At 45.3% G+C, this 19,559-nt stretch carries 17 protein-coding genes and 1 pseudogene; 7 read left to right on the top strand and 11 right to left on the bottom strand.

The window, feature by feature from the left end; all coding sequences use genetic code 11:
- Positions 1-80 precede the first annotated feature (80 nt).
- Positions 81-428: pseudogene (locus tag F0229_RS01430) on the top strand (DDE-type integrase/transposase/recombinase); the annotation flags it as partial.
- Between the two features lie 20 nt (positions 429-448).
- Here the strand turns inward: F0229_RS01430 and F0229_RS01425 are convergent.
- Positions 449-697 carry a YkgJ family cysteine cluster protein gene (locus F0229_RS01425; RefSeq protein ID WP_017059389.1) on the bottom strand — a complete coding sequence of 83 codons (249 nt, stop codon included), beginning with the start codon at positions 695-697 and terminating at the stop codon, positions 449-451.
- A gap of 159 nt (positions 698-856) precedes the next feature.
- On the opposite strand from F0229_RS01425, the gene F0229_RS01420 reads away from it, so the two are divergent.
- Positions 857-1,294: a YcgN family cysteine cluster protein gene (locus F0229_RS01420; RefSeq protein ID WP_017059388.1), complete on the top strand. Its 438-nt coding sequence runs from the start codon at positions 857-859 to the stop codon at positions 1,292-1,294.
- Positions 1,295-1,400: 106 nt separating this feature from the next.
- On the opposite strand, the gene F0229_RS01415 is transcribed toward F0229_RS01420, so the two are convergent.
- The 6 genes from F0229_RS01415 to gap all read right to left on the bottom strand — a co-directional run bounded on the left by F0229_RS01415 (position 1,401) and on the right by gap (position 8,118).
- Positions 1,401-3,287, bottom strand: coding sequence for a BCCT family transporter (locus F0229_RS01415; RefSeq protein WP_171732088.1), 1,887 nt, complete (start codon positions 3,285-3,287; stop codon positions 1,401-1,403).
- 122 nt (positions 3,288-3,409) lie between these two features.
- Positions 3,410-3,763, bottom strand: a complete 354-nt coding sequence (locus F0229_RS01410; protein WP_017070749.1) for a hypothetical protein — start codon at positions 3,761-3,763, stop codon at positions 3,410-3,412.
- A gap of 276 nt (positions 3,764-4,039) precedes the next feature.
- Positions 4,040-4,993 (bottom strand): ChaN family lipoprotein, encoded by a 954-nt coding sequence (locus F0229_RS01405; protein WP_136973519.1) that lies wholly within the window; start codon positions 4,991-4,993, stop codon positions 4,040-4,042.
- Between the two features lie 75 nt (positions 4,994-5,068).
- Positions 5,069-5,884, bottom strand: coding sequence for a 23S rRNA (guanine(745)-N(1))-methyltransferase (rlmA, locus tag F0229_RS01400; protein ID WP_017059384.1), 816 nt, complete (start codon positions 5,882-5,884; stop codon positions 5,069-5,071).
- A gap of 111 nt (positions 5,885-5,995) precedes the next feature.
- Positions 5,996-6,880 carry a D-hexose-6-phosphate mutarotase gene (locus tag F0229_RS01395; protein WP_102332525.1) on the bottom strand — a complete coding sequence of 295 codons (885 nt, stop codon included), beginning with the start codon at positions 6,878-6,880 and terminating at the stop codon, positions 5,996-5,998.
- 242 nt (positions 6,881-7,122) lie between these two features.
- Positions 7,123-8,118, bottom strand: coding sequence for a type I glyceraldehyde-3-phosphate dehydrogenase (gene gap / locus F0229_RS01390; RefSeq protein ID WP_017059382.1), 996 nt, complete (start codon positions 8,116-8,118; stop codon positions 7,123-7,125).
- Between the two features lie 319 nt (positions 8,119-8,437).
- On the opposite strand from gap, the gene msrB reads away from it, so the two are divergent.
- Positions 8,438-8,875 (top strand): peptide-methionine (R)-S-oxide reductase MsrB, encoded by a 438-nt coding sequence (gene msrB, locus F0229_RS01385; RefSeq protein ID WP_080582205.1) that lies wholly within the window; start codon positions 8,438-8,440, stop codon positions 8,873-8,875.
- Positions 8,876-9,050: 175 nt separating this feature from the next.
- On the opposite strand, the gene F0229_RS01380 is transcribed toward msrB, so the two are convergent.
- The gene (locus tag F0229_RS01380; protein ID WP_017059380.1) at positions 9,051-9,857 is read right to left on the bottom strand and encodes a DUF2989 domain-containing protein; all 807 of its coding nucleotides are present in this window, start codon (positions 9,855-9,857) and stop codon (positions 9,051-9,053) included.
- Positions 9,858-9,970: 113 nt separating this feature from the next.
- On the opposite strand from F0229_RS01380, the gene F0229_RS01375 reads away from it, so the two are divergent.
- Complete coding sequence (locus F0229_RS01375) at positions 9,971-10,252, top strand: YeaC family protein (RefSeq protein WP_010437067.1); 282 nt, start codon at positions 9,971-9,973, stop codon at positions 10,250-10,252.
- Between the two features lie 143 nt (positions 10,253-10,395).
- Here the strand turns inward: F0229_RS01375 and ansA are convergent, their stop codons facing one another.
- Both ansA and sppA read right to left on the bottom strand, forming a co-directional pair.
- Positions 10,396-11,412 (bottom strand): asparaginase, encoded by a 1,017-nt coding sequence (ansA, locus tag F0229_RS01370; protein WP_171732087.1) that lies wholly within the window; start codon positions 11,410-11,412, stop codon positions 10,396-10,398.
- A 118-nt stretch (positions 11,413-11,530) separates the two neighbouring features.
- A complete protein-coding gene (gene sppA / locus F0229_RS01365; RefSeq protein ID WP_102320043.1) occupies positions 11,531-13,381 on the bottom strand; it encodes a signal peptide peptidase SppA in 1,851 nt (616 codons plus the stop codon).
- Positions 13,382-13,660: 279 nt separating this feature from the next.
- Here sppA and F0229_RS01360 point away from each other — a divergent pair, with 279 nt between their 5' ends.
- The 3 genes from F0229_RS01360 to F0229_RS01350 all read left to right on the top strand — a co-directional run bounded on the left by F0229_RS01360 (position 13,661) and on the right by F0229_RS01350 (position 18,536).
- Positions 13,661-15,670, top strand: coding sequence for an NADPH-dependent 2,4-dienoyl-CoA reductase (locus F0229_RS01360; protein ID WP_017070327.1), 2,010 nt, complete (start codon positions 13,661-13,663; stop codon positions 15,668-15,670).
- 207 nt (positions 15,671-15,877) lie between these two features.
- Positions 15,878-16,426 carry an NAD(P)H nitroreductase gene (locus F0229_RS01355; RefSeq protein ID WP_017059376.1) on the top strand — a complete coding sequence of 183 codons (549 nt, stop codon included), beginning with the start codon at positions 15,878-15,880 and terminating at the stop codon, positions 16,424-16,426.
- A 115-nt stretch (positions 16,427-16,541) separates the two neighbouring features.
- Complete coding sequence (locus tag F0229_RS01350) at positions 16,542-18,536, top strand: DNA topoisomerase III (protein ID WP_171732086.1); 1,995 nt, start codon at positions 16,542-16,544, stop codon at positions 18,534-18,536.
- Between the two features lie 18 nt (positions 18,537-18,554).
- On the opposite strand, the gene F0229_RS01345 is transcribed toward F0229_RS01350, so the two are convergent.
- Positions 18,555-19,556: a DUF3080 domain-containing protein gene (locus F0229_RS01345; RefSeq protein WP_171732085.1), complete on the bottom strand. Its 1,002-nt coding sequence runs from the start codon at positions 19,554-19,556 to the stop codon at positions 18,555-18,557.
- Positions 19,557-19,559: the final 3 nt, after the last annotated feature.

The raw sequence follows: 19,559 nt of genomic DNA, 5'->3' as shown, positions 1-19,559 counted from the left end.
AACAAAGTAAATAAAAACGCTACCTGATGATATACACATAGTACTTCAAGTTTATAAGATATTGTCCACTTCTTGACCTGAACTGAATACCCGTAGTTACGGCCTTGCTCGCTCAGGTCTTCAGTGCAACGACTGCTAATTTAAAAATGGGCAGGAGATATCACCGACGTAGCTACAAACAAATATTGGCTATAATTAGTTGCCATTATTGACCTTTATTCAAGGCAAGTTATTGGTTGGTTTATGGGTACGAGAATAAAGGCCTCATTGATCTGTGATGTCTTATCGATGGCTTTATTTCGCCGAGAGTTTCCTGAAACGGTTATTACTCATAGCGAGGTAGTCAGTATTGTTTGAAAGACTATTGAGGCCTCATAAGCACCTATAACCTAAAGCAAAGTATGAGTAGGAAAAGAAATTGCTGGGATATAGAAAAGGGCTAATACGCTTAGGTAATAGCTTCTAACTCGATCAGGTTATCAAGGGCTTCTTGGTCGGTTTTACCACAAATGACAGGGCAAGCTTTGAATTGGTGACATACCTTCGGGCGTGAAGGTTGACCAAATAATTTGCAGAGATCTTGCTCATTTAATTGGATGCAGCGTACCCCAGCAGGCTTACCATTAGGCATTCCAGGAATAGCAGATGTAATACTTGGAGCGATACAGCATGCTCCACAACCTAGGCGACATTCCATCAAATTAAACTCACTAAATAACAGGGTGCGCGATAGTAGCAAAAAATGATGAGAGTGACAGCTGTTGATTGAATCAAAGAATGAACAATTATTATCCTTGAACTTTTTATGGGCTAGCGGTATAACACGCACCCCAGTAAAAGAGTAAGAAGTAATCCTATGACGAATCCATTTTGGCAAGAAAAGACACTAGAACAGATGACCGAGAATGAGTGGGAATCACTTTGCGACGGTTGTGGTAAGTGCTGCCTACATAAACTAATGGATGAAGATAGCGATGAAGTTTACTACACCAATGTGGCGTGTAGCTGGTTAAACGACAAAACATGTTCGTGTAAAGATTACCCGAACCGCTTCACTTCAGGTGAAGAGTGTTTGAAGCTGACTCGTGACAAGATCGATGAGTTTCACTGGCTACCAGACACTTGTGCTTACCGCCTTTTATCAGAATCTAAGCCGATTCCTGAATGGCATCCGTTGATCACCGGATCAAAAACAGAGATGCATGCAGCAGGTGAAAGCGTTCGTAACAAAGTGGTATACGAAATCGATGTTGTCGATTGGGAAGATCACATCTTGAACCACCCGAACCGCTAGTTAACGAAGACTAGTCAATCACCCGAATAAAAAAAAGGCTCACATTTCTGTGAGCCTTTGTCGTATTTAGGAGGGTCCAAATCAATGGACTGTGTCATGGCTAATGTCAAGCAAGCGGTAAGTCTGCAACCACCTGATTGAACGTGATACGAGCATTCTGAGCTTGCTCAGATAACTCGATCTTTTTCGCTTGTGCTGCACTAAGATTACTCTCGGCCTGCTCAAGTGCTTGTTGTAGGTTCTCTGGTAACTCGTGAGTTTCCATTTGTGAACCTTGTTCTAACACATAAGCGCGAATTTCTTTCTTCACTGCGGCAAGTTCTGTGTAAGCAATACGCTCAAGTTCTGCGGCTTCTTGTGCTGCATCTCTTTCTTTCTCAAACTGAGCCAACGCCATACCTTCAGCAGACCAAGGGTCCATGTCTGGCAGTTCTTCGATGTTGATCGTTGGCTCGATATACGCATCTTGATGGCGTAGGTCGAGGTTAGTCGCACGAACCGCTGAAATCATCAGCATCACAGAGATAGCAAGCAGTGGTAAGCCACCAACAATCGCCGCCGTTTGTAGCGTACTTAGACCGCCTAAGAACATTAGAATCGTTGGTAAGAACGACAGAGTAAATGCCCAGAACATACGGTTCCAGCGCATTGGCTCTTCGGTCACGTTGTTTTGTACAACAGACGCTAGGATGTATGAGATAGAGTCAAATGTTGTTGCCGTGAAAATGATACACAGCATTGTAAATACAGCGATAACCAGCGTGCTCATTGGCAATTGTGCAAGCATCGAGAAGATAGCTTTGGTTGCGCCTTCCGCATTCAAAATGGCAACGACATCTAGCTCACCAGAAAGCTGCAGTGATAGGCCGTAGTTACCTAAGATCATGAAGAACAGGAAACAACCTAGAGAACCAAAGAAGATCGACCCTGACACCATTTGTTTGATGGTTCTGCCGCGAGAGATACGCGCAACAAACAGACCCATACTCGGTGCAAATACTAGCCACCATGCCCAGTAGAAAATCGTCCAGTCTTGTGGGAAGTGAGTGTTTTCGAATGTACCGTAACCACCAAATGGTTCAGCCCACGTTGCCATCACGAAGAAGTTAGACAGTAGACGACCAATTGAGTCTAAGCCTGTTTCTAACATGAAGATTGTTGGACCCGCGATCAGAACGAAAGCCAGTAGACCCATCGCACCCCAGAAGTTGATGTTACTTAGGATCTTGATGCCTTTTTCCAATCCAGCATAAGATGAGTAAGCAAAAATCGCAGTACACACTAAAAGCACCATCACTTGCGTTAGGTTATTTTTAGGTAGACCAAATAGGTGATTTAGACCTTCAGTGATCAGAGGAGCGGCTAAACCTAATGTTGTTGCAGCGCCGCCTAATAGACCGAAAATGAATAGGATATCAACGATCTTTCCTGGTACGCCTTTACTACGGTGTTCACCAAGAACAGGCATTAATGCGCTTGAAATCTTTAGAACAGGTTGTTTACGTACGTAGAAGAAGTAAGCGATAGGAATTGCCGGGATTAGGTAGATAGACCATGCGATTGGTCCCCAGTGGAATAGGCCGTAGGTCGCAGCCCAGCGTACTGCTTCTTCACTGCCAGGTTCTAGTTGGAAAGGCGGTGATTGGTAGTAGTAAGCCCACTCAATACAGCCCCAATACAAGATACTTGCACCGATACCGCCACAAAATAGCATGGCAGCCCATGATGCAGTTTTAAACTCAGGCTCTTCATCAGCTTCGCCTAGTTTAATTTGTCCCATATCACTGAATACTACGTACACCATAAATGCACAGGCTGCGAGACCTAGAGCAAGATACAGGAATCCGAGTTGATCAGTCATGAATGTTTTCGCAACCGCAATCCAGTCTGCGCCCTGTGCAGGGAACAAAATGAGCGGGAAAACTATCGTGAGTAGGAGTGCTATAGCACCAAAAAAGGTTGGCTTATCGATAAGCTCAAAAGTGTTTTTCACGAGTATTATTCCATTAAAATGAGAGCGGAATTATGGAATGAACTCGTTTTTTAGACCTAATCGGGTCTATTGTCGTAACGATAAATCGCTTTTATTCTAGAGAATGCGATAGGTTGGCAAGGCTAAATGAGTGCGAGAAGAATACCGCCTACGGTTGCCGCTGCGGACAGGTATTGCCCCGCTGAATAAGAACCATCATCTTCTTCTTCAATCTTATCTGGGTGATCCATACCCAAGGCACCATGAGCGAATGACTCAACTTTATCGGTAACTGTCGCGTTTTCTGCTTCGACTTTCTTCGCTTCTTTATCAATTTCTTTTAGGGCAGATAAGAGTGCTTTGCCTTCATCAGAAAGCTTAACCGTATTTTGCTCAACCTTAAGCGGTGTAGGCTTTTCAGCTTCGTTAGCTGAACTCTTAGCGTTCATCTGCGAAGGCGAATACAGCTGAGTATTACTCGTTCCTACTGGCGTCATATAGCTCTCCTTACCTATCCTTAAATATAGTATCGGCAGAGGTGTGAAAAACTTGTGCAATTAATCATCGATAGTGATGTTTTTTTATTCGCACATTACATTTTCGTCTGCTTGGTTAAATCGTCTATTTACTAAGCAAGTCTTGTGCCGATAAGAATGTTTGATTTTAGATAGAGTTAGGATGAATGACGGGAACGTGATCAAGTTGTGACGATGGGCTAATTATCTAGGATTAGCCCATCGACTCTTTAGCTTAGAAGAGTGGATCAACAGATCCTACTCACACTCTAGGCTAGCGCTACGTTTTGACAGATGCTTGTATGCCTTCATTCGGTTCTCTTTCTTTACAAAGCGAGCCGGCGGCGAAAGCACTTCAAGCTGATAATCACCGCTATCCGATGAGATCGCTTCAACCGGGCTGATGATGGCGATTTTTAAATCAGGGTTACGACGTAGAATTGATGCCGCCGTCCCTAAACCACCCTCGGTGTGGAACTTGCCAGCCACGTGAATCACTTGTTTATCAGGGTTTGATGCTAGGTAATCCACAATCGACTCAGCCATGGTTTCGTCCCAGGTAACCTGAGCGGCAAACTGCTTTTCTGTTTGCTCTGGCGTACCGTGATGCATAGAAGCCATGAACTTTTCTTTGTAAGGGCTATCGCCAGTATCCACTTCGGCAGCAATCCATTGGCGTTGCTCGGTCGATAATTGGTCTAGGTAAGGCAATCCTTTACGGCCAATACACTGCACGAATGGCTTTGGTGCATTTGCCGCAATAACATCGACGTCGTTGGCTTTTGCGAACTCAACTAACGCGCGGTAATCACTTTCGTAATTTGGCCAAACTGCCGCTTGAGACATGAGAATTTGTTCGCCAATTTCGCCGTTTAAGTATTGGTCAAGTGTGGCTTGGTGCTCTCGAGTGAACTGTTCCATTGAAAGCGCAATGTTTGATGTTGCGTTGCGGCGCGCTTTTAAGAAGTCGGTTTGGAAGCGGTGAATGGCAGAATGCGTGTGCCATTCGCCAATTAGAACCACATCAGCGTCAATCAGCTGCTCGGGTAATGCATCGAGAGAAAGTGTTTCGCCTTGTGGAGAAGCGAACTGGTAGTCATAGAATGTGGAAACGGATTCCGTTTGAGCCACTTTTTGAGAAGTGTCTTTTGCAGGTTGACTAGCACAAGCCGTGAGAAGAGTAGCTAATCCGATAAGAATAATACGTTGCATGAAATGCCTCCTTGAAGAGCACGCATACTAAAGGAGGCAAGATAAGATTTCAATGCAAACGATAATCAATATCAATTAAATTTGTTTGCGGTACACTCGCAGCATAAAGTCAGCTTCACAGTTGAATTGCTCTGCCTCGGTGAGTTGTAGTTTAAACTCTTCACTCGCCTTCCAAGCAAACGGCGTCATCTGTAGCAGGTCGAATGCATCTGACCCCGATAGTTCCATCATATAGTTTAGTTGCTCTTGATGCTCAAGCGTAAAACCTTCGATCACTTCTGGATCTTCGTCGTGCAAGCGAACGCCATCATAAATTGCATCACGCAGTTGATACAGGTGTCGGCTAGCTGGTGTCACGGTGATCACCACACCATTATCTTTGATGGTGCGTTGTAACTCTTCAGCCTTGCAAGGCGCGTAAATGCGTAGAATTCCGTCTAAGCTGTTTTCAGCAAAGGGTAGGCGATGGCTTGATGCAACTGAGAAGTCGACAGCAGGGTAGCGTTTAGCGGCGTATTTGATAGCAATCTTAGAAATGTCTAGGCCAAAAGTAGCCCCTTTCTTTTCTTGAAGATTCACAGCAATTTCGTTGGTGTAATAACCTTCGCCACAACCAATATCCAATAGGCTAGGCGTCTCTTCTGGTAGATAGCGAGAACACAACGTCACCACCGCTTGGCGCATTGGGTCATAGTGGTTACCTTCAAGGAAGCGACGACGTGCCTGCATCATCTCTTTGTTGTCACCTGGATCTTTTGAGCGTTTGTGGTGCGCAGGCATCAAATTGACGTAGCCTTCTTTCGCTAGGTCGAACTGATGGTTCTTTTCACACTTAAACGTACGATCGTTTTGAGATAAAGGTTGGTGACACAAAGGGCATTGGTAAGTCATGGAGACCTCTAAAGGAGAATAGACAGCGCAAGTGTAACGAGCTAAAACCAAAAAGTAAAAGAGCGACATAAAGCCGCTCAAAAATCGTTTTTTATAACTGTATTTATACGGTTATTGGGCACTAATCACAGTAATCAGCTGGTGGCTTTCACCAGGCTGTAATGTTTTTCCTGCTTCTAGGCTTGGTGCGTGCAGTGTTGATTCAACACATAGCATGGTTAGGTAGCCATCATCTTGCATGTCGCCCATACCCGCAGCGCCTTCTGCCCACGGGTTCCACAGTACTGCAGAGTTATGACCGTGGTTTTCAACTGTTAGCGTGCGATCCAGCTTCTTGTCAGCAACAAAGATTTGCGCTTCTGGTTGCGTGTAAACGCGGTCAATCGTGTCGGTCAGTACCAGTTCAGATCCACCTTGGCAGATCTTGCCACCTTGCAGGCTATCAATGTACTCAGCACCCATACCAGTGGTGGTTGTGTTGTGGATATCGCCAACGTTTAGGTAAGTGTGTAGTGCACCAGAGAAAGTCCATGGCTGAGAATCAGTGTTCTTCACGTCCAGCGTTACTTTTAGTTGTTCGCCGATCTCAACATTCAAGCGAGCATCAAACTGATGAGGCCATACTGCTAGCGTCTCTTCGCTTGGCTTCAGACCTAAGCTAACAATCACGCCAGCTTCGCTTTCACGGTGTTCAACCAATTGCCATTCACTTGAACGGGCAAAACCATGTGCTGGTGCTGCAATGCGGCCAAACCAAGGCCAACATACTGGAATACCACCACGCAGAGCCGTTTTACCATCGAACTTAGCTTGTTGGCTCATCCAAATTAGGTCTTCTTGACCTTGCGGTTGGAATGACACCACATGGCCGCCAAACAGTGAAATCGCTGCGTTTGCTTTATCGTGGATAACGCGAACCAGTTTTACACCTTCGTGTTCAACGATAGTGACGTTGTCAGAAAGTACCGCCAGTGCAGGTAGAGTAGATAAATCCATTACATGATCCTTCTAAGGAAATTGAATTCAAATGCTGACTAGAGTGATGCTTGTGTTTTCATGAGTAACAAGCAGAGTCAGTATTAGAATTGAATTTTGCGTTTGGGCTATCTTGATGAGCTTAGACAGACGCGGTTTAAAAGATAGCAGGCATTAAAAAGGCGACACTAAGGTCGCCTTTTTCAAAGTCTGCTCAAAACAGTCTTCGCTAATGCTTATCTAAAGCGATTTCTAAAAAGAAATTACTTAGAGATGTGAGCGATTAGGTCTAGAACTTTGTTTGAGTAACCGATTTCGTTGTCGTACCAAGATACAACTTTAACGAATTTGTCAGTTAGAGCAACACCAGCTTTAGCATCGAATACTGAAGTTTGAACTTCACCGATGAAATCTTGTGATACTACTTGGTCTTCAGTGTAACCAAGAACGCCAGCCATTTCGCCTTCAGAAGCTTCTTTCATTGCAGCACAAATTTCTTCGTAAGATGCAGCTTCTTTTAGGTTAACTGTTAGGTCAACTACAGATACGTTAGCAGTTGGTACACGGAAAGCCATACCAGTTAGAAGGCCGTTTAGTTCTGGAAGAACAACGCCTACAGCTTTAGCAGCACCAGTTGAAGATGGGATGATGTTTTGAGAAGCACCACGGCCACCGCGCCAGTCTTTAGCAGAAGGGCCATCTACAGTTTTTTGAGTTGCTGTAGTAGCGTGAACTGTAGTCATAAGACCAGACTCAATGCCCCACTTATCGTTAAGTACTTTAGCGATAGGTGCAAGACAGTTAGTAGTACAAGAAGCGTTAGAAACGATGTCTTGACCAGCGTAAGATGCTTGGTTAACGCCCATTACGAACATTGGAGTTGCATCTTTAGAAGGACCAGTAAGAACTACTTTCTTAGCGCCAGCAGTGATGTGCTTACGTGCAGTCTCGTCAGTTAGGAAAAGACCAGTTGCTTCAGCAACTACGTCTACGTCGATAGCATCCCACTTAAGGTCTTCTGGGTTACGCTCAGCTGTAACACGTACAGTTTTACCGTTAACGATTAGGTTACCGCCTTCAACTTCAACAGTACCGTTGAAACGGCCGTGAGTTGAGTCGTACTTAAGCATGTATGCCATGTACTCTACGTCGATTAGATCGTTAATACCTACTACTTCGATGTCTGCACGCTCTTGAGCTGCGCGGAATACGAAACGGCCGATACGGCCAAAACCGTTAATACCTACTTTGATAGTCATTGTAGTTGCTCCACAACTTAATTTCTGATTAAAGATAACTGGTAGTAAAATTACAGAATCCAGTATACATCTGCAATAGATAATCCGACTTAACTTGTTTAATGTCAAAAAAAAGCGACGCTTTTCTTAACAATTGGGTGTAAGTGATTGAAAATTGACCATTGCAAGTGGCTCTGTACCCTTCCAGTTGGGTAAAATACCCCTAAATGATGATTCACTTATGAGTGTATATGTACAATGTTTCCTGGTGAGAAAGTATGTGCTACAAAACGACTCATATGCAAGCCTTTATAGAAAAAAGTAAATATAATAACTGAGAATGTGGAGAGATATTAACGTGATTCAAAAGGGAGGAAATATGATAAAGCCTGATGAATACTGGCGTGAGCGCCTAACGGACGATGAATTTTCAGTGTGTCGTGAGCGTGGTACTGAAGCCCCATATAGCGGCAAGTTACTGCACAACCATAAGACTGGCGTCTATAGCTGCACATGCTGTGAAAGCCCTTTGTTTCTGTCGGATAACAAATATGACTCTGGGTGTGGTTGGCCAAGCTTTGATGCCCCAGTGAATGATGAAGCAGTACGCTATATAGAAGATCTAAGTCACGGAATGAAGCGTGTAGAGATCCGTTGCACCGCCTGTGATAGCCATTTAGGTCACGTTTTTCCAGATGGCCCGAAGACCACAGGTGAACGGTTCTGTGTTAATTCAGTGTCGTTAATTTTCAACAAAAATGACGAAAGTACGAAATAACTTGTAACTATTGTCTAATCCTTACAGGTCGCATTTGTCGATTTAGGAAGGCTGAAACGCCCAAGGTTTCAGATTTAACTCTAGTACAAATAAAAACAGCTACTAAAAAGGTAGCTGTTTTTATTTGAAAGCAGGTGAATAACAAGCTTAAGTAAGAACACTATAAATGAAGCGATCAGTAACTCGGGACGATTGAAGGGCTGTAAATTCCATCCTCAATCGCTTCGACGATGTTATCTGCGTCTTTATTTAGCTTCTTATAGGTTGCCTTGTCGAAATGGTACAACACCGTGAGCTCGGCTTCAGAAGCAATCGGCACGTCAAAGTCTTTGGCAACCATTGCCCAAACGTACGCTTTTTCCATATGTCCCAGGCTGTGGTTGATACTGGCCATCGACTTGAAGATTTCAGTGTTGGCTACCGAGCCATTAGAAAGCGTTAGCGCATTATTGAGTAGTTTAAGTGTCTTTATATGATTGCGGGTGGTATAGAAGGTTGCCAAGGCATATTGCATCTCAGCTGTGTTTAACGCTTCAGAGCCTTCTAGTTGTAGGAAACTGCGTCTGGCATTGGTGTCCCCAGTTTGCGACCACAAGAAGTAAAGCGTTTCCGGTGTATCAGATTTCGATAGCTCATCAACAATGCGCTCAGACTCTTCGATACTGTGCATTAAAGAGGTAAAGCGACGCTCTTGCAGCTTAGATTGATCGATCGTTTCGATCTGTGCCGCGAGCTCTAGGCACTTTTTGTAGGCAGTGACTAATTCGAATTCTTTAATTTTGTTGATTTCGGTGGGTTGCTTCTGAACTTCAAATCGATGCCAGATGAGGTCGGTACGTGCGACACGACATTGCCCATCGTTCATGTTCAATTGTTCACACTGAAGACCCGGATTGCTTTGGCACAGTTGATCGGTATTTTTGTTCCCTTCAAGACACCCAACCAGAGTGAAAGGCAATAGGCTAATCGCCAACCATTTCATAATTTTCATATTCCTTCACTTGTGATCAGATGCACTTATTATCGGTCAGGTTCTTGACTCAATTCTGTTACGGGTTATTTTCTGGTGAAAATTGTTAAAACTAAGGCTTTACCATGGATGCAGAACAACTTCTTAGCGCAATGACACCCGAGGTCTACGAACGTTTAACCTACGCAGTTGAAACGGGTAAATGGCCAGAAGGTACGGCGCTCTCAAAAGAACAGCGCGACTCGTGTATGCAAGCGGTTATGTTATACCAATCTAAACATAACTCTGAAGCTCAACATATGACAATTGCAGCTGGTGGTGAGATTAGCTTTAAATCTAAGTCTGAACTAAAGAAACAGTTTAAGTCAGATCAAGAAGACATTGTTAGGGTTAACCCGAATCATTAAGCTTAAATTACAACAAAGGGGTGGCAATGTGCCACCCCTTTTAGTTTAACTCGTTTATTTATAAGCAATAAAACGATTTAGTTCACGTTAAGCCGCCGTTACTTTCATAGAATAACTGGCTTTAACGTGAATCCTTGAACAGGTTATAAGCTCATCTCACCGCGCAATACTTGTTGCATCTGAGCCTTCACTTCTTCGTAGCCTAGGTTTTGGCTTAATAGATAATGCAACTTCGCCAGTGCCGCTTCTGGTGTCATATCGTAACCACTCACCACGCCCGCTTCTGCTAGTGCACAACCTGTCGCGTAACCACCCATGTTGACTTTACCAGCCAAACATTGAGTTAGGTTCACCACAATAACACCGCGCTCTGAGGCATCTTTCAGGTGCTGAAGCAGTTCTGGGTTTTGTGGTGCGTTACCCACACCGAAAGTAAGCAGAATCATCGCGTTAACAGGTTGTAATAGCGTGTTACGGATAACTTCGTGTGAGATGCCTGGGTACATTGTGATTACGCCGATAGGTTGCGGAGTAATGTTATGAACCTTGAACTTCCCTTCAGGTTGCTCGTTGACTACAACGTTGTTGCTTAGCTGGATATTGATACCAGCTTCCAACAGCGGATTAAGGTTTGGAGAGGTAAACGCATTGAAGCCATCTGCGTGTGATTTGGTGCTGCGGTTACCACGCATTAATTTGTTATTGAAGAACAGTGTCACTTCGTTGATTGGGTAATTCGCCGCGATGTGTAGTGCATTCAATAGGTTTGCTTGGCCGTCAGAACGTAGCTCAGCAAGTGGGATCTGAGAGCCGGTTACAATCACTGGTTTGCCAAGGTTTTCTAGCATGAAAGACAACGCAGAAGCGGTGTAAGCCATAGTGTCTGTGCCATGCAGGATAACGAAACCATCGTACTTATCGTAGTTCGCGCGAATGTCATCAGCGATAGTCTGCCAATCAAGTGGCGTCATATCTGAAGAGTCCATTAGTGGAGAGTATTCGTGAATGGTGTACTCAGGCATCTCTGGGCGATGGAATTCAGGCATGCCAGCTAGCTGCTTATCCATGAAACCTGCGACAGGAACATAGCCGTGGTCAATAGACTTCTGCATGCCAATTGTGCCGCCGGTGTACGCGATATAGATGTGTTTTCTTTCCATGGCGATTAATACTTAGTGTGATGTAGGGAACAGGGGGGCGATTATAGCGAATTATCATGCAATAAAAAGAGGCACCTCACACAGAGGCACCCCTTAGCTATTGAGTTATTGGCTCAACTTATTGAACTTGGCAGTTTAAGCAGAAAGCGTATCGGCCTTGTGGGTCGTTAAAGTTGCCTAACAGCTGGCTATCTTGAGCTAACTGTTGAGTAACAGGCTGTAAACTGCTTGGTATCATCGATTGAATATCTAGGCCTATCGACATCTGAACTTGGTTCATAAATTCTTGAATAAATTGTTCAGTGGCCGAAAGTGGCTCTTCTACCCAGTAGATGTTGTAGCTTTCAAGCTCTGCAAGTGAAGCCGCAGCTGCAACCGCATCATCGAAATCACCAATCTCATCGACTAAGCCTTTCTGAATCGCATCTTGACCTGTCCAAACTCGACCTTGAGCAATCTTGTCGACAGCATCGACTTCCAGACCGCGATTTTCTCCAACTAGGCTGATGAATCGGCGGTATCCGTTTTCAATGCCCATTTGGAACGCGTCTTTCGCGCCATCGCTAAGTCCAGTTGTAATACCAAGACCTGAGAAAGGTGAGGTGCCAACGCCATCAGTGTAAACACCAATATCGTTCAACCCTTTTTCGAAGGTGGTGATAACACTGAAGATACCAATTGAACCCGTTAGTGTGGTTGGCTGAGCTAGGATCTTATCCGCACCCATCGAGATCCAGTAACCACCCGAAGCAGCAAGGCTCGACATCGACACAACAACCGGTTTACCCGCTTGCTTGATCGCTTCTATTTCATTACGGATAACTTCAGAAGCAAAGGCACTGCCACCTGGGCTATCGACACGAAGTACAACCGCTTTCACTTTATCGTCGTTACGTGCTTGGCGCAGTAGGGCTGCTGTGGTATCGCCGCCAACGGTGCCACGTGGTTGCTTGCCATCCATAATTGCGCCGCTCGCTACAATCACGGCAACGTCGTGTGATTCACTAGTCATGTTTGGAAGCATGGTTGTACGGTATTCGTAGTAACCAAACGCGTTGTAGCTGTCTTGGCCGTCACTGCCGAAAACATCGGCAAGCTCTAGTCGAACTTGCTGGCGTGTCGCTAGCTCATCCACTAAGCCAAGTTTCTCGGCCAGTTTTGCAATGTCACCGTCCACAGACTCAAGTTCTTTCAAGAAGGTGTCCATGCTTGGGTTCAGTGTCTTAGCGTCTATTTGACGGTTGTTGCTGACGTCATCAACGTACGCACCCCATAGTTGGCTTAACCAACGAGAAGCGGACTCTTTCGCTGCGTCTGACATGTCATCACGAATGAAAGGCTCAATAGCTGACTTATAAGTGCCCACACGGAACACGTGCGTGTTTACGTCTAGTTTCTCTAACAACGTTTTGTAGTAAAGCGAGTAAGCGCTATAGCCTTTAAGAAGAACCCCACCATCTGGTGATAGGAAGACCTTAGTTGCGTAGCTGGCTAGGTAGTATTGGCTTTGGTTGTAAAAGTCACCCACCGCATAAATCGGTTTGCCTGTTGCTTTGAACTCATTCAATGCTTTAGCAATGTAGCGTAGCTTGGTCAGGTTGGTTTCTGGCAGCTCTTTGAGAGCTAAAACGATACCAGTAACCTTGTCATCGTCTTTTGCGTAGCGAATCGTTTCAACGATATCAAACAGGATGTTCTCTTTTGGAAGGTCTTTGCCAAGTAGTGAACCTGTGACCGAATCCATCGGATTGATATAGCGGCTTTGTTCCACAATAGGGCCAGACAGATTAAGCACTAAAGCCGAATCCTGAGGAACCGTCGGTTGAGCCGTATCTGAATGGAAGTACACAAAGTAGATGATGGCGATACTGAGTAAAAAGACTAGGTTAACCAGCGCAAGACGTACAAACGTAATGAGCTTCCAAATCCCTTTAAAGAACATGCCTATAAATTTGAATATTTTTTTCATTCTGTCTCCGCAGTGAGATCACGTCGCTTTAACAAGCCGTAGTACCATTAATCTCAATAATATGAACTGCTTAGTATCCTACGATAATTCCCAAGCTCAAACTACACCAAGAATTGTTAATCGATATATATTCTCATTAAGTGTAGTCAAATTAAGGGCTTCTGAACGATTAAAACGTGCAGCATTATGATCGGTGTTACAAAAATGTAAACGGTTGTTTGAACTTTTGGTAATTGAACTATACTGTGGTCAGACCACAAGGATAAAATAATAGAAGTGATGTCTGCCATGTACCCACATTTACTTGAACCACTCGATCTTGGATTTACCCAGTTACGTAACCGTGTATTGATGGGATCAATGCATACAGGTTTAGAAGAAAATAAAGAAGGTCTCCACAAACTCGCCGCGTTTTATGAAGAGCGAGCAAAAGGAGGCGTTGGCCTTATTGTTACTGGTGGTTTCTCTCCTAATTTACGTGGCAGATTAACCCCATTCAGTGCTGAATTCAGTAAAGTAAAGCACGCTAAAGCGCACCAAGTTGTTACCGAAGCCGTCCACAAGCACGGCGGTAAAATTGCGCTTCAATTGTTGCATGCAGGTCGTTATGCGATGCACCCATTTGCGCAAAGTGCGTCTGGCATTAAAGCGCCTATCGCTAAGTTCGCTCCAAGTGAGATGAGCCCTCGTCAGATTAAAAAGACCATTGGTGCCTTTGCCAACAGTGCCGAACTCGCCCAAGTCGCGGGTTACGACGGCATTGAGATTATGGGATCTGAAGGTTACTTGATTAACCAATTCATCTGTAAACGTACCAATATGCGTTACGACGAATGGGGCGGTTCTTATGAGAAGCGCATGCGTTTCCCGCTGGAGATTGTTAAATCGATTCGCGAAGCAGTGGGTGACGACTTCATTATTATTTTCCGACTGTCGATGCTGGATTTGGTTGAGCAAGGCAGCACCTTTGAAGATGTTGTTCTATTGGCTCAAAAGCTGGAAGAAGCAGGCGTGACTATTATCAATACCGGTATCGGTTGGCATGAAGCACGTGTTCCGACTATCGCGACACAAGTACCACGAGGCGCATTCTCTTGGGTGACGGAAAAAGTGAAACCATACGTGTCGATCCCAGTGGTGACATGTAACCGAATTAATACGCCAGAAGAGGCCGAACGTATTCTTAGCTCTGGGCAGGCTGATATGGTGTCTATGGCGCGTCCATTCTTGGCAGACCCGGATTTTGTTAATAAAGCAGCTCAAGACCAAGCTCAGTTCATCAATACCTGTATCGGTTGTAACCAAGCTTGCCTTGATAACGTGTTTAAAGGTAAACGTGCGAGCTGTTTGGTGAACCCACGCGCTTGTTACGAGACTGAAATTGTTGTTCAGCCAGCGCAAGCGACTAAGACCATTGCGGTTGTCGGCGCAGGCCCAGCCGGTTTAGCCTGTGCAACGACTTTAGCTCAGCGTGGGCATAAGGTTGACTTGATTGAGAAAAATGACCGTATCGGCGGTCAGTTTAGATTGGCAATGCAGATTCCGGGTAAAGAAGAATTCAGAGAAACGATTCGCTACTTTGCTAACCAAATCGACGCATCAGGCGTGAACCTGAAACTGGATACTGAGGCAACGTTTGAGATGTTGTTGAAGTACGATGAAGTCGTGATGGCGGCTGGCGTAGAGCCAAGAAAGCTCGATATTGAGGGCATTGACCAAGAAAACGTGGTCGATTACCAAACCTTGATTCGTGAAAAGACACCAGTAGGCGAAAAGGTCGCGATTGTTGGTGCTGGTGGTATTGGTGTCGATGTGGCAACCATGCTGACAGAACCGACTTCACACAGCCTAGACGATTGGCTGCATGAGTGGGGCATCGATAAGAATATGGAACACCCAGGCGGACTTTACCCTTACCCTGATTCATTCAGCGATAAAACGGTGTGGGTGATGCAGCGTAAAGCGGGTCGTGTTGGTAAAGGTCCGGGCAAAACTACAGGCTGGATTCACAAACGCACACTAGAAAAACGCGGTGTTAATCTACTGGGTGGCGTGAGCTACAACAAGATTGATGACCAAGGTCTGCATATCAGCGTTGGTAAGAAAGAGCAGGTGCTGGATGCTGACTCGGTTATCGTATGTGCAGGTCAGGTGTCAGTTCGTCCATTCGAAGACATGTGGCAAGAGTTTGGTGGCAAACTGCATGTGATAGGCGGCGCCGATTACGCGGGTGAATTGGATGCAGTACGCGCAATTCGTCAAGGTGTTGAGCTAGCGATTAAGTTATAGAATCAGCTATCAAACTGTAATCTTATCAGTAGATATTGTTACTTAATTTGCTGAGTTAGATTTTGAACAAGGCTCCTAAGTCATAGATTTAGGAGCCTTTATTGTTTCTAATCTAGCCTAAATGGACAGCCGTTGAGATTTATTATCGTTTGTATTCTGTGCTAAAGTTCAAGTATACAAATAATAAAGAAATAGTAAGGACTTCAAATGGATGCTTTGGATCTATTGCTCAACAGACGCTCAATCGCAAAACTCTCTGATCCGGCACCTGAAGGTGTGGCGTTAGAAAACATCATCAAAGCAGGGCTGCGTGCTCCAGACCACGGTGCACTAACACCATGGCGCTTTGTTATCGCGCAAGGTTCAGGCCTACAAAAGCTTTCAGACATCTTGGTGCGCGCCGCTGAAGCGGATGACAGCGAAGAAGCGGTTATCGAGAAAGTAAAAAAAGCGCCGTTCCGAGCTCCGATGGTGATTACTGTGATTGCCAAAGTAACTGAGCACGAGAAAGTGCCTGCTATCGAACAACATCTGTCTGCGGGTTGTGCTGCACAGGCGATGCAAATGGCCGCAGTCGCACAAGGTTTCCAAGGCTTTTGGCGCTCAGGTAAATGGATGTTCCACCCAGAAGTACACCAAGCATTTGGCCTAGAAGGCGACGATGAAATTGTTGGCTTCCTATACCTAGGCACTCCAGGCTGTACACCAATGAAAGTGCCAGAGCGCGACTTCTCTAAGTTCGTTGAGTTTTTATAAAGAAAGCTGAAGCTTGAATAGTGGAATGCTAACTGTATAAACAACCAGTTTTTCTTGATTTATTAGAGCCACATTAGATAATGTGGCTCTAATTGTTTGTAGCATCTGGAAAAACATGTCTCGCCTTATTATTGCTGAAAAACCAAGCCTCGGCCGCGCGATTGCCGCCGCACTACCTAATCCACAGAAGAAAGACCAAGGGTTTATCAAATGTGGTAATGGAGATGTGGTGACTTGGTGTATTGGACATTTATTGGAGCAGGTTGAGCCAGATGCTTATGATGATCGTTATAAGAAGTGGAATTTAGCCGATCTTCCTATTCTGCCAGAGCAATGGCAACTAAGACCTCGTAAGACGTCAAGCAAACAGCTCTCGGTGATCCGAAAGCTATTGAAGGACGCTACCCAAATTGTCCATGCGGGTGACCCGGATAGAGAAGGGCAGCTGCTGGTTGATGAAGTGATTGATTACTGCAAAGTCTCTAAGGCTAAGAAAGAGTCGATGGACAGGCTATTGATCAGCGACTTGAACTTACCTGCTGTGAAGCGTGCGCTCTCTCAAATGCGCAGCAACCGCGACTTTATTCCACTGTCTATTTCTGCTTTGGCACGCTCTAGAGCCGATTGGTTATATGGCATGAACATGACCCGAGCTTACACCTTGCTTGGTCAAAAGGCGGGTTACCAAGGCGTGTTGTCGGTAGGGCGAGTGCAAACGCCAGTACTTGGTTTGGTGGTAAGACGTGATGAAGAAATTGAGAATTTCATTCCTAAAGATTACTTCACTCTGCACGCTTTGATCCCTTATCAAAACAACGGCCAGAGCTTTGATATTCGAGCGCGTTGGAAACCAAGCGAAGCATGTAAACCATGGCAAGATGAAGAAGGTCGCGTGCTCAATCGAAAGCTGGTTGAGAACGTGGCTAACCGAATTGCGAATCAACCCGCGACGGTAACGGAATCAGAGCAAAAGCAAAGTAAACAAGCTGCGCCACTGCCTTATTCGTTGTCAGCTTTGCAAATTGATGCGTCTAAGCGTTTTGGTATGAGTGCTCAGCAGGTTCTCGACACTTGTCAGTCGTTGTACGAGAAACACAAACTCATCACTTACCCGCGTTCTGATAGCCGCTACCTACCTAAAGATCATTACTCGCAAAGAGAGTCGGTCGTGGATGCTATCGCTAACAATGCGAAAGAGCTGCAAAGTGGTGCTCAAGGTGCGGATCTTTCTCTTAAATCCAAAGCATGGAACGACAGTAAGGTCGATGCTCACCACGCGATAATTCCTACTCCGAAAAAGTCATCGGTGAACGGCCTGTCTGCCAACGAGATGAAAATCTATCAGCAAATCGCTCGCCAGTATCTAATGCAATTCTACCCACCTGCTATTTTTGCCGATGCCAAGTTAGTCTTTGATATTGCTGGTGGTGTGTTCATCGCAAAAGGGCGTCAGCTTATCAACCCGGGCTGGAAAGTGTTGATGGGGAAAACGGACACTGAAGAAAAAGGTGATGGCACGGATACGGTGCCTCCATTGGATAAAGGAGCCGTGTTGACGTGTCGTGAAGGCATTATTGGCGATAAGAAAACTGAACCACCAAAGCACTTCACGGAAGCGACCTTGCTACAAGCGATGACAGGTATCGCGCGCTTTGTCGCGAACAAAGACCTTAAAGCCATTTTGAAAGAGACCGATGGCCTTGGCACAGAAGCCACCCGTGCGGGTATTCTCGATACTTTATTCAAAAGGCAGCTGCTAACGCGCCAAGGTAAGAGTATTCACAGTAGCCCTGCGGGCAGAGGCTTGATTCATGCCTTACCTGAGGATTCTACCTTTCCAGACATGACAGCGCACTGGGAGCACCAGTTGCAAGGCATGGCAGAACGAAATCAAGCGTATCAGCCTTTCATGCAAGCGTTAGAAAGCAAGATTGATGGTTTAATGGGTAAAGTAAAAACGGGAGAAGTTCCTGAATCACTCCGCCACCTTCCTAAAGTCGAGAGACCTGCCTTCAAACGCCGTAAAGGCGGTGGGGCGAAGAAGTCTTACGCCAAGACAGGTACGTATGCTAAGAAAGGTACTTCCGCTAAAAAGAGCACTAAAAGCTAAGACTTATTGAGGTTAGGATTAGCGACCGACTTTACGGCCACAACGTTTAAACAGTTGCTGCCAATAGTCAACATGGCGACGAGTGGATGATCGAAAGGCTTGATGTGCATCTTGGATGGGAAAGTAATAACTGTGCAGTTCAGGTTGCGCGTCAAACATTCCTAGTTGCGGGGCTATGTGCTGATAGTAGCCATCCAGTTGCGCCATGTAAGGCTGAACCTTACCTATGTATTGTTGCTCGAACACATTGTTGAGATAGCGGAACTTAGTGGTGTCTCGTTGTTTACCACAGATGATCTTGTCATCAAAAGTTGTCAGCTGTTTGGTGATGGTATCAAGCTCAACTGACGCCCGAGCGAGCGAGTAGTATAAATCCCCAAGGGTCGAACTCTTCTCTAATACTTCTTGAACCTCAGTGGTTTTGCCGGAAACGAGCGATGTGTTTAACGCTTGATTGATGTGTTCTAACGCATCACTGGTTTGTCTTACCTGATCGCCAATATCAGCGCGTAACCACTGACTACCCCGCATTTGTGACTGCATCGCATCACTGGCATAGATGAGATTCCATTGGTGCAGCGGAAACTGTGTGAGCTTCTGCTGCTCGATTTTATTGAGTAATTCTACGATCTCTGGGTCTAATTCAGTACTGGATAAACACTTGCCTAAGCCTTCAAGTAGCGCGACTTGATAATCGTAGTTACGAAACTCATCTGCGACCTTGCCTAGAACCGAATTTCTTTCTGCTATCAGATTGAACAGTCTACACTGACGAAGCTGATAGCTGTCGATGAGACCGATAGAGAGTGAGGGCACGTCAAGCAGCAGTTCTCGTTTTCTCGGTAGGCTTTCAAACTCCCAATCCTCTTTGAGTTCTTCAGCATCTTGTACTCTAGCGACCTTAGTTTGATAGTCGTCGAATAAGTCGCCGGGGCCATTACTGAAACAGCCAGTTAGCATCACTGTTAGACAAAACAGCGTTGAGTGCTTAACTAGGTTTGAGAGAGAGCCTGCATTCATCTG

Source organism: Vibrio sp. AIC-3 (assembly GCF_013114515.1).
Lineage (GTDB): Bacteria > Pseudomonadota > Gammaproteobacteria > Enterobacterales > Vibrionaceae > Vibrio > Vibrio crassostreae_C.
This window is presented reverse-complemented; position numbering and strand designations above follow the sequence as displayed.

Bases quoted from the DNA above. Each gene is read 5' to 3' on its own strand.
- F0229_RS01425 (WP_017059389.1), bottom strand. From the start codon at position 697: ATGGAATGTCGCCTAGGTTGTGGAGCATGCTGTATCGCTCCAAGTATT.
- F0229_RS01420 (WP_017059388.1), top strand. From the start codon at position 857: ATGACGAATCCATTTTGGCAAGAAAAGACACTAGAACAGATGACCGAG.
- F0229_RS01410 (WP_017070749.1), bottom strand. From the start codon at position 3,763: ATGACGCCAGTAGGAACGAGTAATACTCAGCTGTATTCGCCTTCGCAG.
- F0229_RS01405 (WP_136973519.1), bottom strand. From the start codon at position 4,993: ATGCAACGTATTATTCTTATCGGATTAGCTACTCTTCTCACGGCTTGT.
- rlmA (WP_017059384.1), bottom strand. From the start codon at position 5,884: ATGACTTACCAATGCCCTTTGTGTCACCAACCTTTATCTCAAAACGAT.
- F0229_RS01395 (WP_102332525.1), bottom strand. From the start codon at position 6,880: ATGGATTTATCTACTCTACCTGCACTGGCGGTACTTTCTGACAACGTC.
- gap (WP_017059382.1), bottom strand. From the start codon at position 8,118: ATGACTATCAAAGTAGGTATTAACGGTTTTGGCCGTATCGGCCGTTTC.
- msrB (WP_080582205.1), top strand. From the start codon at position 8,438: ATGTGGAGAGATATTAACGTGATTCAAAAGGGAGGAAATATGATAAAG.
- F0229_RS01380 (WP_017059380.1), bottom strand. From the start codon at position 9,857: ATGAAATGGTTGGCGATTAGCCTATTGCCTTTCACTCTGGTTGGGTGT.
- F0229_RS01375 (WP_010437067.1), top strand. From the start codon at position 9,971: ATGGATGCAGAACAACTTCTTAGCGCAATGACACCCGAGGTCTACGAA.
- ansA (WP_171732087.1), bottom strand. From the start codon at position 11,412: ATGGAAAGAAAACACATCTATATCGCGTACACCGGCGGCACAATTGGC.
- sppA (WP_102320043.1), bottom strand. From the start codon at position 13,381: ATGAAAAAAATATTCAAATTTATAGGCATGTTCTTTAAAGGGATTTGG.
- F0229_RS01360 (WP_017070327.1), top strand. From the start codon at position 13,661: ATGTCTGCCATGTACCCACATTTACTTGAACCACTCGATCTTGGATTT.
- F0229_RS01355 (WP_017059376.1), top strand. From the start codon at position 15,878: ATGGATGCTTTGGATCTATTGCTCAACAGACGCTCAATCGCAAAACTC.
- F0229_RS01350 (WP_171732086.1), top strand. From the start codon at position 16,542: ATGTCTCGCCTTATTATTGCTGAAAAACCAAGCCTCGGCCGCGCGATT.
- F0229_RS01345 (WP_171732085.1), bottom strand. From the start codon at position 19,556: ATGAATGCAGGCTCTCTCTCAAACCTAGTTAAGCACTCAACGCTGTTT.